13 protein-coding genes are annotated in these 13,794 nt (G+C 45.1%); 1 reads left to right on the top strand and 12 read right to left on the bottom strand.

Annotated elements, in window-relative coordinates:
• Position 1: 1 nt before the first annotated feature.
• The 9 genes from R7P64_RS11055 to nrfB form a co-directional block, all read right to left on the bottom strand.
• Positions 2 to 1,264, bottom strand: coding sequence for an imelysin family protein (locus R7P64_RS11055; protein WP_318118792.1), 1,263 nt, complete (start codon positions 1,262 to 1,264; stop codon positions 2 to 4).
• Between the two features lie 174 nt (positions 1,265 to 1,438).
• Positions 1,439 to 2,035: a GTP cyclohydrolase II gene (locus tag R7P64_RS11050; RefSeq protein ID WP_025767283.1), complete on the bottom strand. Its 597-nt coding sequence runs from the start codon at positions 2,033 to 2,035 to the stop codon at positions 1,439 to 1,441.
• A gap of 271 nt (positions 2,036 to 2,306) precedes the next feature.
• The gene (locus R7P64_RS11045; RefSeq protein ID WP_020480909.1) at positions 2,307 to 2,483 is read right to left on the bottom strand and encodes a hypothetical protein; all 177 of its coding nucleotides are present in this window, start codon (positions 2,481 to 2,483) and stop codon (positions 2,307 to 2,309) included.
• Between the two features lie 146 nt (positions 2,484 to 2,629).
• The gene (gene nrfF / locus R7P64_RS11040) at positions 2,630 to 3,040 is read right to left on the bottom strand and encodes a heme lyase NrfEFG subunit NrfF (protein ID WP_053306573.1); all 411 of its coding nucleotides are present in this window, start codon (positions 3,038 to 3,040) and stop codon (positions 2,630 to 2,632) included.
• A complete protein-coding gene (locus R7P64_RS11035) occupies positions 3,027 to 3,560 on the bottom strand; it encodes a DsbE family thiol:disulfide interchange protein (RefSeq protein WP_005376839.1) in 534 nt (177 codons plus the stop codon). Before R7P64_RS11035 ends, nrfF begins: the two co-directional genes overlap by 14 nt.
• Positions 3,538 to 5,445: a heme lyase CcmF/NrfE family subunit gene (locus tag R7P64_RS11030; protein ID WP_318118790.1), complete on the bottom strand. Its 1,908-nt coding sequence runs from the start codon at positions 5,443 to 5,445 to the stop codon at positions 3,538 to 3,540. Before R7P64_RS11030 ends, R7P64_RS11035 begins: the two co-directional genes overlap by 23 nt.
• A 9-nt stretch (positions 5,446 to 5,454) precedes the next feature.
• On the bottom strand, positions 5,455 to 6,426 hold the full coding sequence (gene nrfD / locus R7P64_RS11025; protein ID WP_318118789.1) for a cytochrome c nitrite reductase subunit NrfD: 972 nt from the start codon (positions 6,424 to 6,426) through the stop codon (positions 5,455 to 5,457).
• Positions 6,423 to 7,109, bottom strand: a complete 687-nt coding sequence (gene nrfC / locus R7P64_RS11020) for a cytochrome c nitrite reductase Fe-S protein (protein ID WP_308386754.1) — start codon at positions 7,107 to 7,109, stop codon at positions 6,423 to 6,425. The genes nrfD and nrfC overlap by 4 nt, the downstream gene beginning before the upstream one ends.
• Before the next feature lies 1 nt (position 7,110).
• On the bottom strand, positions 7,111 to 7,713 hold the full coding sequence (nrfB, locus tag R7P64_RS11015; protein WP_009706898.1) for a cytochrome c nitrite reductase pentaheme subunit: 603 nt from the start codon (positions 7,711 to 7,713) through the stop codon (positions 7,111 to 7,113).
• A gap of 450 nt (positions 7,714 to 8,163) precedes the next feature.
• Here nrfB and nrfA point away from each other — a divergent pair, with 450 nt between their 5' ends.
• The gene (nrfA, locus tag R7P64_RS11010; RefSeq protein WP_158156655.1) at positions 8,164 to 9,591 is read left to right on the top strand and encodes an ammonia-forming nitrite reductase cytochrome c552 subunit; all 1,428 of its coding nucleotides are present in this window, start codon (positions 8,164 to 8,166) and stop codon (positions 9,589 to 9,591) included.
• Positions 9,592 to 9,696: 105 nt separating this feature from the next.
• On the opposite strand, the gene R7P64_RS11005 is transcribed toward nrfA, so the two are convergent.
• The 3 genes from R7P64_RS11005 to gyrA all read right to left on the bottom strand — a co-directional run bounded on the left by R7P64_RS11005 (position 9,697) and on the right by gyrA (position 13,761).
• Positions 9,697 to 10,251: a hypothetical protein gene (locus R7P64_RS11005; RefSeq protein ID WP_213868127.1), complete on the bottom strand. Its 555-nt coding sequence runs from the start codon at positions 10,249 to 10,251 to the stop codon at positions 9,697 to 9,699.
• Positions 10,252 to 10,293: 42 nt separating this feature from the next.
• Entirely contained in the window at positions 10,294 to 10,917 is a 624-nt protein-coding gene (locus R7P64_RS11000; protein ID WP_213973231.1) for a tetratricopeptide repeat protein, read from the bottom strand.
• Positions 10,918 to 11,040: 123 nt separating this feature from the next.
• A complete protein-coding gene (gyrA, locus tag R7P64_RS10995) occupies positions 11,041 to 13,761 on the bottom strand; it encodes a DNA topoisomerase (ATP-hydrolyzing) subunit A (RefSeq protein ID WP_213973232.1) in 2,721 nt (906 codons plus the stop codon).
• Between the last annotated feature and the right edge of the window lie 33 nt (positions 13,762 to 13,794).

Genomic DNA, 13,794 nt, shown 5'->3' with positions numbered 1-13,794 from the left:
ATTAAAACTCGTGGTCAGCAGTATCAGGGCTTAGGCTGTCGATGCCGACAATGCTTGCCGCGCGCTCAATCGCACCGGTTTGTGCTACCAACGACATGATGGTGTCGTTTACTAGCGCGTTGCCTTGTGCGTTACCCGCTGCAATAAGTTGGTCAAAGTGCTGGTTGTTCTTCTCTGCAGAAGTCACTAGCTCACCAACTTGGCTAAGTGTTGTATCAAACTGTTTTTGAATTTCGCTCGCCGCTTTCTTATCTTTTTGAGCAACAAGATCAGCAATACTTGGACCAGATAACTCTTTGCCGTTTACACTTTTGTATGTACCTGTGTAAACGTTGTAGATGCCTTGCTCATTGTAGTAGTGAGAATTATGCGTGTTGTCTGAGAAACAATCGTGCTCGTCTTCAGTTGAGTTCGCTTCTAGTGCCACCTTCATGCGCTCACCCGCTAGCTCACCTAGAGAAAGAGAACCCATGCCGAATAGCATCTTACGAAGACCATTATCAGCAGATTCGTTTAGTAGCTCTTCACGGTAGTTACCTTTCACTTCAGCAGACCACTGCTTTTCCATCCACTCAAGGTCTTGAACCAGTAGATCAGCGGCTGCTTTTAGGTACTCACCACGACGGTCACAATGACCATTCGTACACTCAGAACCGACAACGAAATCAGTGTAAGCACGTTGACCTGCACCCGCGTTAGTGCCGTTTAGGTCTTGACCCCAAAGCAAGAATTCAATCGCGTGGTAACCTGATGCAACGTTTGCCTCAGAACCGCCTACTTCGTTTAAATCTGCTAGTAATTCTGGCGTAATTTTTGAAACGTCCAGTTTAGAAGCGCCAATCTGCAGACTTGTGTTTGCGATGATGTTGGCAGCCGCGCCCTCGTTACCCAATTCGTATTGGTAATCAGCTGCTACGTAGTCAATCAGACCTTCATCAAGTGGCCATGCGTTCAGCTGACCTTCCCAATCGTCAACAATCGCGTTACCAAAACGGAAAACTTCAGACTGTTGGTAAGGCACGCGAGAATCTAGCCAAGCTTGTTTTACTTCTTCAAGCTTTTTCGCTGATGGTGATTTTAGAAATTCGTCGATTTTTACGTCAAGCGCCTTCGCTGTTGTTACTGAATCAGCAAACACAGCATGGGCAACGTCCGCGTAATGTTCGACTACTTGTTGTTTAGTTACAGTGGCAGCAACGGTAGAACCACTGGCAATGAGGAGTGATGCAGCAATAGATTGGACTAAAACTTTTTTTGCATTCATCTGAAGCATCCTTGTTGAGCTTTTCAATTATCGTATTGGTAGTGCTAATTATTCTTATTTGCACTTTAGTCTCGAGATAATACAAATTTACAATTTATTTGCAACTCCAGATACAAAAAAACCTCATAAAAATGAGGTTTTTCACAGACTTTATTGTCAGTTTTATCTTTAGGATTAAACCTTTAGGTCATGTTTTCCGTGAGAGACTTTTGCCTTCAGATAATTTTCGTTGCCATCTTTGATATGTGCAGAGGTATTGACAACCTCGCCAATTTCAATTCCGTACTCAGATAACTCACGAATTTTCTTAGGGTTGTTCGTCACGAGGCGGATCTTATTCACGCCTAAAGCTTCTAGCATTTGTGCTGCTTCTGTGAAATCACGCAGGTCATCATCAAAGCCCAAATGGTTGTTAGCTTCGTACGTGTTCATGCCTTGGCTTTGTAAGCGGTATGCATCGATCTTATTGTACAAACCAATACCACGACCTTCCTGACGGAGATACAAGATGATACCACCGGACTCGCCCATGCGATTGATCGTCTCTTCTAGTTGCTCACCACAGTCACAGCGTGAAGAGTGAAACACATCGCCTGTCAAACACTCAGAGTGCATACGAACTAAAGGCATGTCCTGAGTTTGGTCCGCTTGTTTAAAGATAATAGCAACATGCTCTTTGTCTGTCTTCAGACCATGGAAAGACAGAATTTCGGCATCAATGTTACTTTTTGCCCCGACTTTAAAATCTACTCTGGCACGTACTTCCGCCATATCTATACTCACTCGATTTATTGCTTGATGCGCTTGATGCGTTTTCGTTATTGCATTCATGGGATTTACTCGTTGCTCTTCAACTATGGGGACTGATACCGCATTTTGCAATATAGAGATCACAATTGAGGGCAGTTATCCACTCAAGACAGCAAAAGAGAAACACTCTCCAACTGAACAATTGTTATATTATAACAATTTAAAAAAACTACAATAAAAAACCCCAGACAAATTTTGTCTGGGGTTTCAAGAAGGTCGTTTGGTCTATCTTTTAATGGGTCTGACTGCGCTTCCAAACGGCGAGTTCAATCCAAACTGCTTCGAGTTCTTGGATTTCCTCGTCGGTCAACACGGCGAGCGTTGAAGTAACTTGAGGCAGGTTCGGTGATTGCAATGCACGAATCTGCGAATAGAAGTCTTTTTTAAGTTGTAATATAACTGAATCCACTGCGTGCACCTATTTCGTTCTTTTATTACTTATCCAGCTCAAAATTTTTATTTTCTTTATACTGGAAACTTCATAAATTCGGAAAAATGATAACATTCTGCTTGTTAAGTGCACAATTTATTTTTAATAGTGGAATAACGGTCACATTAATTACGCTTCACCATTCGGATCGAATATAAGACAAAAAAGATCAAAAATAGCACAGGAAAGATCCACAACAGCGCCGTGGAATAATTTAATGGTGGTTGGTACAGAACAATATTCCCATAACGAGCAACTAGATAGTCCTTTATTTCTTGATCTGAGCTGCCTTCATTGGCCATCGTATACACTTTCAACCTCAGGTCTTTAGCCGCTTGTGCATTAGACTCGACAAGGTTTTGGTTTTGACACTGCGGGCAGCGTAATGCCTTGGCTAACGAGGTTGCACGCTGTTGCACTTCAACGGAATGAAATTCAAACAGATCAACATTCTGTTCTATATCCGCACTTCTCGTGAAAGGAGAAAATAGTATAAATAGGATTAAAGTGAGGAGAAGATTATTAAATCGAAACATTCAAGTATCCTGAAAATATATCGTTCCATTTATCTGCCGTTAGCTCTCCACGATATTTGATCAATATACGACCATTTGGATCAATCAAGTAAGTTTCCGGCGTTCCGATAACACCTAGCTCCACAGCGAGCTTTCCATTAGGGTCACTAATTACTTCAATATATGGATTTCGTTTAGAGCTCAAATATTCACGAGCGGCTTGTTTTTGATCTCTATAATTCAGCCCAATAATAGGCACACCGAGTTCTGCTAACTGCAATAATTCTTCATGCTCTCGTTTGCATACTCCGCACCAAGATGCCCAAACATTCAATAATTTATATCCGTCGCTTTTGAACAACTGCTCAGAAACCATGTCATCAGAGATCAGAGAAGTAGAGCGAAAATTAGGTGCATCTAAATTTCGTTGTGGGGACAATTCAACATGTGGTCGCTCAGACAAAGCCACCGCAGTTACTACAGCAAACACGGCAACAGCCACAAACAGACCTGCGAGTTTAAGCGTATTTCTCGATCGCATTGATAGCCTCTCTCCTTTTCTTTAGGCCGGTTAATAGCGCACCAAACACAGCTAGTAGCCCGCCAGACCATATCCACCAAATACCTGCGCGGTACTGAACTTTAATCGCATAAGCATGAGTATCGACTTTGTCACCCAATGTCACGTAATAATCGCCATGCCATAGTGAACGAATCGCAGGCTCGGTCATATTCATCACTCGCACAGGGTAATGACGCTTTTGCGGGTTGAAATTGAGCATGCGGCCATCTTCCAAGTGCAAGGTGATCTGTCCTTGTTCCGCGGTGTAGTTTGGCCCCACCAGCCATTCGATACCATGATAATCGATAGTGATCCCCGCCCTTTGTTGAGAACTGCCGGGTTCGACACGTAAATTGTGTTCATATGAGTAGTGACTGTTGAATACAGCTCCACTCACCGCCAGCGCAAAACCGATATGTGCCATCACGATTGGCATGAGTTTGCGCTTATTGGAACAACGAAACAGCATAACGAGATGCGCCACAATCACCCAAGTAGCCAATATTATGGTTAGCAATACTTCGAAATGCAGTACGTTCACTGAGAACATAAACCCGATCCCAGAGACTATAGATAACGCAATACTAATCGCGATATCAGTGCTTCCACTCGGAACTGCGCCTTTTGTCCATTTCAGCACTGGCATGAATGCTAAGGCAATCAGAGCCAGTATGCTTAATGGAAAGGTCAGACTATTAAAGTAAGGTGCGCCAACCGAAATGTTCCCTAAGCCGAGCAGTTGATAAACCATCGGATAAAAAGTGCCAAGAAAAACGATGGCAGTCGCAATAACCAGCAGCCCTTTGGCGATATAAGCAGTGTAAGCTTGGCTCGCTAGAGATTGAAGTTTGAAACGAGGGAGTTGTTCTCCTCGCAAAATCAATACGCCAAAAGTGATGATGATAAGCAAGCTCAATACACCAAGCAGCACTAAACCCTTAGTTGGGTCCACCGCAAAAGCATGCACTGAAGTCAGCACGCCAGAGCGCACCACGAATGTCCCTAAAATGCTTAGGCTGAACGTAGCAAACGCCAGTGCATAGGTGCTCCAAATTGCGCCTCTGTTACGTGTTGCGACAACACCGCTGTGCAACAAAGCAGTACCAGTAAGCCAAGGGAGTAGAGAAGCGTTCTCCACAGGGTCCCAAAACCACCAGCCGCCCCACCCTAGCTCATTGTACGCCCACCATGATCCCACCAAGATACCCAACGTGAGCGTTCCCCATGCAAAAAACGCTGCGCTTCGAGCAACCACATACCAATCGCTCATCGGTTGTTTACCCAATAGCGCTGCTAATGCAAAAGCTAATATTGCTGCGTAACCGACATAACCGAGATAAAGCAATGGTGGATGAATGATAAGCCCAACATCTTGCAACATTGGGTTTAGATCTCGTCCTTCCGACGCCAATACTTGGGCATACTCGAACGGGTTAGAGGTCATTAACGTGAACCAAGCAAATGTCGCAATAAGAACGTTCATGATTCCTAAACAGTCACAAGTATATTGGGCGTTGAGCGGTGACTTAAATGCAATAAACGACGCCCATAAACTCAAGGTGACGACCCAAAACAACATGGAGCCTTGGTGCCCACCCCAAGCGGCAGCAATTTTGAACGCCACGGGAAGTTGACTGTTGGAATGCGTAACAACATATTCCAACGCGAAGTTGTCTTGCACGAAGCAGACGATCAGAAGTGCTAAACAAATGATGGAAGCTAAGCTAATGATGTGGGACATCGCGACTTGATGCGGCAATGTCGCCTTCTTACCCATAGCACGACGTAGCCAATGCAGCAACGATGCACAAGTCGATGTTACAGCCACCAATATCAGTAAGAAGAACCCTAGCTCAGCCTCCATTTTTCCCCCTTACACTATGGTCATTTGACCGGCATAGAGAATGAAAGTACGTAGCATAAGTACGCCAACCAAGCTCAACGTCGTGACCACAAAAACGTAACTGCCTTTGTGGCGCACTTCTGAAGGCGTTAACCAATTGAGAGTCAAAGGCGTAATCATGCCGATGAACACTACGCCAACCCAGAACCATTGAGCCCAGAATCCACTCGAAATTGCATTCCAAGCCGCGACTTCGTTCTGACCACCGCTGAAGATCAATCCAGTAAAGAAGGTCACTAAGACAAACAACTCAAACAACACTACTGGGCGTTCAAATCCGTGCACCCAAGACACACTTGGGCTGCAGGTCGACTCTTTAAACACCAAGATGCCGAACATCAAGCATGCTGCTGCGCCCGAGGACAAACTAGAGAACAGGAACAAGATTGGCAGTACTGGATTGTTTAGCATTGGGTAAGTCTTCAACGCAGACAATAGAAAGCCAGTGTACGCTGCAAGCACGATGGCTAAGAAGCCCAAGAACAATTCAATTGCGTTGTTGGCTTTCCCCGCCTTAATCAAAATGCCATCGGCAAAATCCAGCAGTTTGCTTGGTAACTTCCCTTCACAGAAGCTGATGATTTGATGGCGGAAGATAACGCCAATCCAAACAAACAACACGATCATGTACACTTGGAACAAGATCACGCCCATCGACATCACAGACGTTGGGTTGTAGTAGATCATGATCTTCCAAAACTCTAAAGGCTTGGTTAAATGGAAAATCAAAATTACCAACCCAGCAATGATGCCAAATGGTGCGAGCCAAGCCATCGCTTTCATGATGCCGTTTTTTGCGGGATCACCTTCAATCACTTTGCGTTTCAAATAGATTGAAATCATCACCGCACCCGCTGACATCCCAGCAAGGAATAAGTAAATCGCGATGATCCAATCCCAGACTAACGAGTCAAAGTGGAATGCACTTTCGAAGCCGTTCATGATGACACCTCCCCTTTGCTATGCGGAATTTTGTACAGTTTAGGTTGGGTACCTAAGTGCGATTTATCGCGATAGACAACATGGCTTTCGATAGCTTTGCTCGCCTCGCTAGTTGGATCATTTAAATCACCAAAGATGAGTGCTTTTGTTGGGCAAGATTCCACGCAAGCTGGCTGCTTACCTTGCGCCAGGTTGGTATCACGGCAGAAGTTACATTTATCCGCAGAGTGATCGACTGGATTAAAGAAGCGCACTTGGTAAGGGCAAGCAGCAAGGCAATAACCACATCCGACACATTTCTCTTTGTGTACATCCACGATGCCGGTCGCTTCATCTTTGTATGCAGCGCCTGTTGGACAAACGTATACACATGGAGGGTTATCACAGTGCTGACAGGATTCGCGAGTAAACTGGTATTCCACATCTGGAAATTCGCCAATCGGTTCACTGCGATGAATTTTAAGTCGCGTCACGCCTTCAGGGACTTTATTTACTTCGCGACAAGCATCAGTACAGGCGGTACAGCCAATACAGGCATTTTCATCATGAACCATACCCATGCGTTTCGCTTGTTCACTGTTGCTGGCATAAAGAGAGGAGCTAACAACGGAAGTGCCTGCAACGCCTGTAGTTAAAATCAACGCGCCGCTGCCGGCTAAAAAGTTTCTTCTCGAACATTTCATGCTATCTCTCCTCTTCTTTGGCAAGTTCAGGTTCGACGGCAAATTCAGAGTGACAATCCACACACTGCTTGATCAGTTGTTTTCTGTCGTACGACAACGCTTTGGTTTTCGCTGCGTGTACATCGTGGCAATTTGAACAAGTGAGGTTTTTGGCGTGCACATCGTGCGTCCAGTGGCTTTCTCTCAGTTGTGTCGGTGCATGGCAATCCACACATTGGCTGTTGGCTTTAAGAATCATGCTTGGATCAAGGAACACTTTGTCGTGTACCTCTTTCGATTGCGCGGCAGAAAACTTAATTACATCAGGCGCGCCCTCACGATGGTCGGGACCAATGTTGCTATGGCAATTGGTGCAATTAAGTTGCTTCCCTTGGCTGAGTAGAGCTTGCGGGTCATGCGAAAGGTTCAGAGTCTCTTTGGCATCCTTATGACATTGCAGACACTTGTAGTCTCGGTCACGGATCAACTCGACTTGATGACGCTCAGCTTGAGCACCTTCAATCGGCTCTGAAGAAGTCGCATGGGCGGCGATGGAGAAACCATAGATGGCAAAGACGAAGAGAAGTTTCAGCATTGTCTCTATGGTCAATTTTATATTGCCCATATTGTTCTTTCCTTAGCTCGATAATAATTGATAACTATTCTCAATTATTTATTTGAGCGACAATTAATTTCCTCTGAAGATATTTTTTAGATCTTCAAATGACATCAATTCTTATCTCGGAAAGCCACAACGCTAAACCTATATTTATAATACCTCTATTATTCATAAGGGGTAGAAACGCCTGCTCAAAAAGCGAACTAAATCACCCTATTTTTAAAAAGGTTAAAAACCCAAAGCATTGCAGAACAATGACTTAACAACTACCACTTTAGAGGTATATGAATTCAAACATGACTGAGATCACTGGTGTAAATTGATCTAAAACAAGACAAGATTCACTCACTATTTCATCTATCCAATTAAGCAATATTATTAATCGTAGATCTCCAGTTCTTATTTGGAATAGCTCCTCACAACGCTGCTAATAAAAACGAATATGGAGATAACACTGTGAGCATAAAACACTGGATGAGCGCACCTATTGCGGTTGCGACCTTATTCGCCAGCCAATTATTTTTGGTTGACGCTCCGTTAGCGGCAGAAGAGAAGGATTTTATCGATCCTCGTAACGATGTCTTTGAACAGAACCACCCTGATCAATACCATTCTTGGAAAGCAACATCCGAAAGTGAGCACATTGAAGATGCTCTAAGTGAAGACCCAAACATGGTTATCCTGTGGGCAGGTTATGGCTTCGCGAAAGACTACAACAAAGCGCGCGGTCACTTTTACGCACTTGATGATGTTCGCCAAACCTTACGTACCGGCGCACCAACCGACGAGAAGTCCGGGCCTATGCCGATGGCGTGCTGGAGCTGTAAAAGCCCAGACGTTGCTCGCGTGATTGATGAACGTGGTGAAGATGGTTATTTCGAAGGTAAATGGGCACGCTTAGGCTCAGAAATCGTCAACCCTATCGGTTGTTCCGATTGCCACAACACAGGCTCTGAAGCCTTCAAGAAAGGCGAACCTGCGCTAGCACTGACTCGCCCATACGTCGAGCGTGCTTTTGATACTATTGGTAAAAACTTTGATGAACAGTCTCGCCTAGATAAGCAAGCATCGGTCTGCGCTCAATGTCACGTTGAATACTACTTCACCGGCCCAACTAAAGCGGTTAAATTCCCATGGGATATGGGCACCACCGTTAATGACATGGAGAAATACTACGACGCGTTGAATTTCAAAGATTGGACGCATGCCGTATCTAAAGCGCCGATGCTAAAAGCACAACACCCGGGTTTCGAAACTTGGAGAGCGGGTATTCATGGTAAAAACAAAGTGGTGTGTGTGGACTGCCACATGCCTAAAGTGACCAAAGAAGACGGTACGGTGTACACAGACCACAAAGTGGGTAACCCATTTGATCGTTTTGAAGACACCTGTGCGCAATGCCATACCCAAACTAAAGAGCAGCTACAAGGCATCGTCTCGACTCGCAAAGCGCAAGTACTGAACATGAAGCTAACCGCCGAGAAGCAAATCGTAGCGGCACACTTTGAAGCAGGCGCAGCGTGGAAAGCAGGTGCAACAGAAGCAGAGATGGAACCTATCCTACAAGATATTCGCCATGCACAATGGCGTTGGGACTACGCGATTGCTTCTCACGGTGTCCACATGCATGCTCCTGAGATAGCACTTGAAGTACTAGGTACTGCAGTTGATCGCGCTGCTGACGCCCGTACCAAATTGGTTCGTTTACTGGCAACCAAAGGCATTACTGATCCTGTTCAAATTCCAGATATCTCGACCAAAGCGAAAGCACAACAAGCACTGGGCATGGATATGGAAAAGATGAACGCAGATAAGAAACACTTCCTAGAAACGGTGGCACCAGAATGGGATAAAGCAGCGGCTGAGCGTGAAGCCACGTATTAGTCTAACTGGCAGAGGTTAATCTATATATACAACAAGGGGCGTACTGAACGCCCCTTTTCTTTATTTCTTCATCCTCGATTTTATCGAGAGTAAAAATCGAATGTACTAGCGACGAGGAAGTCTAGGTCTAGGTTGAATATTTGGACGTGCTTTAGGCATCTGCACATTTGGGCGAGCAACTGGGCGCTGGATCTTCGTTTCCGGCAGTGCTTTTCTTTGTTGAACCTTTTCTTTTACCGCTTTGTCTTGTAAAGCCGCTGGCTCAATACGCTCCGGACGATTCTCCCACTTGGTTTGAATCTCTTGCTTTTGCTCGTCTGGCAGTGATTGCCAATGATCGTCGAGTTGGCGTTTCATGTTATCGATATTGGCGGACATATCATCGTCTTTCCAATCTTCGACTTTGTCTTTGATGGATTGCTGTTGGTCTTCATCTAAACCATTCCACCACTCTTCCAGTTTCTCTTTGTATTCATCGTCGTTATCGCAACAGCCCGGATAGTAATAAATCCAGTAGTCGTCATGATCGTACCACCACGGGTCGTAGTAACCCGATGAATAATAAACCGTAGAGGAAGAGCCAGAATGATCGGAAGAGCTACAACCCGCCAGCACAGAGCCGCACAGCAAAACCAATATGCTTAGTGCTTTATTTTTCATTCGTTGCCCACCTTTCCCTCTATTGCTTGTTAAATTGTACGCTTACAACAGCTCTTTTGCTTTGTTAATAGAGTTAATGATTTGCACCCTATCTAAATTTGGATCATCAGAATCTAATAATAGTACCCAGGCATCAATCGCTTCCTGAAATCGGAATGACAGAAAATGATCATTTGCGATCAAAGACAAAGCGGCTTCATTGTGCGGTTCTATCTGCAAAGCTTGCTCCAAAAGCAAGCTAACTTCTTGCGTCATTGATTGCTGGTGAATGTAGTACAAGGTCGTCGCTTTTGCGGCAAGTTGCGTGGCACTGACTGGCTCAGTCAGCTGGATCGCGTAATCAAAACAAATCAGCGCGCCATCAAATTCCCCCTCTAGCAGGTAGCCCTGCCCGAGTTGGAACCACAATTCAGCGTTGTTCGGATCTTCACGCAACTGGTCTTGAATCTCTTTCATGATGTCACGAGCAGTCATCATTCGTGACATTTCCGCTTGTATTGGTTTAGGCGGAGTTTGATGCAGCAATAAGAAACTTGCACTGGTTATGACAAGCACTAACAGACAAAAGCCGAACCATTGGGTAGGTTTCACTTTTGATGCACTCAGTGATAAGAGGACGATGAACAAGCCCATCAAAGAGATGGCAACGAAAAACCAAACAGACATAACACGTCCTGTAAACAAAGATAACGTCAGTGTACGCATTTCTTACTTTAAATGCGTTGATACAGATACAAAAAAGCCGAGCAACTAAGGCTCGGCTTTTCATATCAGGATAACGATGTAAGATTACTCTTCGTTACCTTCCTCTGCATCATCAGCAGCTGGAGCTTCTGAAGCGTCTTGCTGCGTATTTTCGTCTGTTGACTCTAACTCTTCTGCATCTTCATCAGTAGGCAGCTCTTCATCATCAACTTCTTCAATACGTTGCAAACCAACAACTGATTCATCTTCCGCAGTACGGATAAGCGTTACACCTTGTGTGTTACGACCAACCTGGCTAACTTCACCCACACGAGTACGTACTAACGTGCCAGCGTCGGTGATCATCATCATTTCATCACCTTCAACAACCTGGATAGCACCAACTACCGGGCCATTTCGCTCAGAAACTTTGATAGAAACTACACCTTGAGTGCCACGACCTTTTGTCGGGTACTCGCTAAGTGCTGTACGTTTACCATAACCGTTTTCTGTAACCGTTAGGATGTCGCCTTCGTGCGAAGGAACAATAAGTGATACAACTTGGTCATTTTCAGCCAGTTTCATACCACGAACACCAGAGGCGGTACGACCCATAGGACGAACACCTTTAAACTTGATCTCTGGCTGACCATTCTCATCAAGAACTGGTTTACCATTTTCATCAAGTACTGGAATCTCTTCTGCTTCTTTAAAGCGAACCACTTTACCCGCTTTAGAGAACAGCATGATTTCGTTTTCGCCGTTAGTGATATCCACACCGATTAACGAATCGTCTTCACGTAGGTTCACAGCGATTAGGCCGTTTGAACGTACGTTTGCAAACTGGTTCAACGGCGTTTTCTTAACCGTACCGTCACCTGTTGCCATGAAGATGAATTTGTCTTCAGAGAATTCATCAACACGCAGAATCGCGGTAATGCGCTCACCTTCTTCTAATGGAAGGATGTTCACAATTGGCTTACCACGCGCAGTACGGCTCGCTAGAGGCAATTGGTAAACTTTCAGGCGGTATGTCTTACCACGAGTAGAGAAACACAAGATGTTATCGTGGGTATTCGCCACTAGAAGACGCTCGATATGGTCTTCATCTTTCATCTTAGTCGCACTCTTACCTTTACCACCACGGCGCTGTGACTCGTAGTCGCTCAGTACTTGGTACTTAACGTAACCACCGTGAGATAGAGTAACAACAACGTCTTCACGTGCGATCAGCTCTTCCATGTCAATATCATGGCTCGCAGCTGTGATTTCTGTACGACGAGCGTCACCAAAGCCGTCACGAACCGCTTCAAGTTCCTCACGGATAACTTCCATCAAACGCTCAGTGCTCGCAAGGATATGCATGAGTTCAGCGATTTCTTCTAGAAGTGTTTTGTATTCGCCTAGAATCTTCTCGTGTTCTAGACCTGTTAGTTTATGTAAACGTAGATCTAGGATAGCTTGTGCTTGTTGCTCAGTCAGGAAGTACTGACCATCACGAATACCGTATTCAGGCTCTAGCCATTCAGGGCGCGCAGCATCTGTACCAGCACGCTCTAGCATTGCTGAAACGTTGCCTAAATCCCAACCACGAGCGATAAGACCCGCTTTTGCTTCAGCCGGTGTAGGTGCCTTACGGATAAGCTCAATGATTTCATCAATGTTAGCAAGCGCTAGAGCTAAACCTTCAAGGATATGAGCACGTTCACGCGCTTTACGCAGTTCGAAGATAGTACGACGTGTCACAACTTCACGACGGTGATCAACGAAGCACTTCAGCATATCTTTTAGGTTGAATAGCTGTGGCTGGCCATTGTTTAGGGCCACCATGTTGATACCGAAAGTGGTTTGCAGCTGAGTCTGAGCGTAAAGGTTGTTTAGAACTACTTCGCCCACAGCATCGCGCTTACACTCAATAACAATGCGCATACCGTCTTTATCTGACTCGTCGCGCAGTGCACTGATGCCTTCTACTTTCTTATCTTTAACTAGCTCAGCGATCTTTTCGATCAAGCGAGCTTTGTTCACCTGGTAAGGAATTTCAGTGACGATAATGGTCTCTTTACCATTCTTCTCCACTTCGATGTCCGCTTTCGAACGCATGTAGATTTTGCCACGACCTGTTTTGTACGCGTCTACAATGCCTTTACGACCGCTGATAAGCGCCGCCGTTGGGAAATCAGGACCAGGAATGTAATCCATTAGTTCATCAATAGTGATTTCTTCATTATTGATGTATGCAAGACAGCCATCAATCACTTCGCCAAGGTTATGAGGCGGGATGTTGGTTGCCATACCTACTGCGATACCAGAAGCACCGTTAACCAATAGGTTTGGAATTTTAGTTGGAAGAACCGCTGGGATCTGCTCAGTACCGTCGTAGTTTGGTACGTAGTCTACGGTTTCTTTGTCTAGGTCAGCCAATAGTTCATGGGCAATTTTTGCCATTCGAACTTCGGTGTAACGCATTGCCGCAGCAGAGTCGCCATCGATCGAGCCAAAGTTACCTTGACCATCGACCAGCATGTAACGAAGCGAGAACGGCTGAGCCATACGTACGATTGTGTCGTACACAGCACTATCACCGTGTGGGTGATATTTACCGATTACGTCGCCGACAACACGGGCTGATTTTTTATATGGTTTGTTCCAATCGTTGCCTAGTACGTTCATCGCGAATAAAACGCGGCGGTGTACTGGTTTTAGGCCATCACGCACATCTGGAAGAGCACGACCCACGATGACTGACATCGCATAGTCTAGGTATGAACCTCTAAGCTCATCTTCAATGTTTACGGGCGTGATCTCTTTAGCTAAATCGCTCATAGAGCCATTATCCCTCTATTATCTGATCGTAAT

Source organism: Vibrio sp. 2304, from assembly GCF_033339475.1.
GTDB lineage: Bacteria > Pseudomonadota > Gammaproteobacteria > Enterobacterales > Vibrionaceae > Vibrio > Vibrio alginolyticus.
This window is presented reverse-complemented; position numbering and strand designations above follow the sequence as displayed.

Coding starts and splice junctions, on each gene's coding strand:
- R7P64_RS11055 (WP_318118792.1), bottom strand. CDS start 1,264: ATGAATGCAAAAAAAGTTTTAGTCCAATCTATTGCTGCATCACTCCTC.
- R7P64_RS11050 (WP_025767283.1), bottom strand. CDS start 2,035: ATGGCGGAAGTACGTGCCAGAGTAGATTTTAAAGTCGGGGCAAAAAGT.
- nrfF (WP_053306573.1), bottom strand. CDS start 3,040: ATGTTTCGATTTAATAATCTTCTCCTCACTTTAATCCTATTTATACTA.
- R7P64_RS11035 (WP_005376839.1), bottom strand. CDS start 3,560: ATGCGATCGAGAAATACGCTTAAACTCGCAGGTCTGTTTGTGGCTGTT.
- R7P64_RS11030 (WP_318118790.1), bottom strand. CDS start 5,445: ATGGAGGCTGAGCTAGGGTTCTTCTTACTGATATTGGTGGCTGTAACA.
- nrfD (WP_318118789.1), bottom strand. CDS start 6,426: ATGAACGGCTTCGAAAGTGCATTCCACTTTGACTCGTTAGTCTGGGAT.
- nrfC (WP_308386754.1), bottom strand. CDS start 7,109: ATGAAATGTTCGAGAAGAAACTTTTTAGCCGGCAGCGGCGCGTTGATT.
- nrfB (WP_009706898.1), bottom strand. CDS start 7,713: ATGGGCAATATAAAATTGACCATAGAGACAATGCTGAAACTTCTCTTC.
- R7P64_RS11005 (WP_213868127.1), bottom strand. CDS start 10,251: ATGAAAAATAAAGCACTAAGCATATTGGTTTTGCTGTGCGGCTCTGTG.
- R7P64_RS11000 (WP_213973231.1), bottom strand. CDS start 10,917: ATGTCTGTTTGGTTTTTCGTTGCCATCTCTTTGATGGGCTTGTTCATC.
- gyrA (WP_213973232.1), bottom strand. CDS start 13,761: ATGAGCGATTTAGCTAAAGAGATCACGCCCGTAAACATTGAAGATGAG.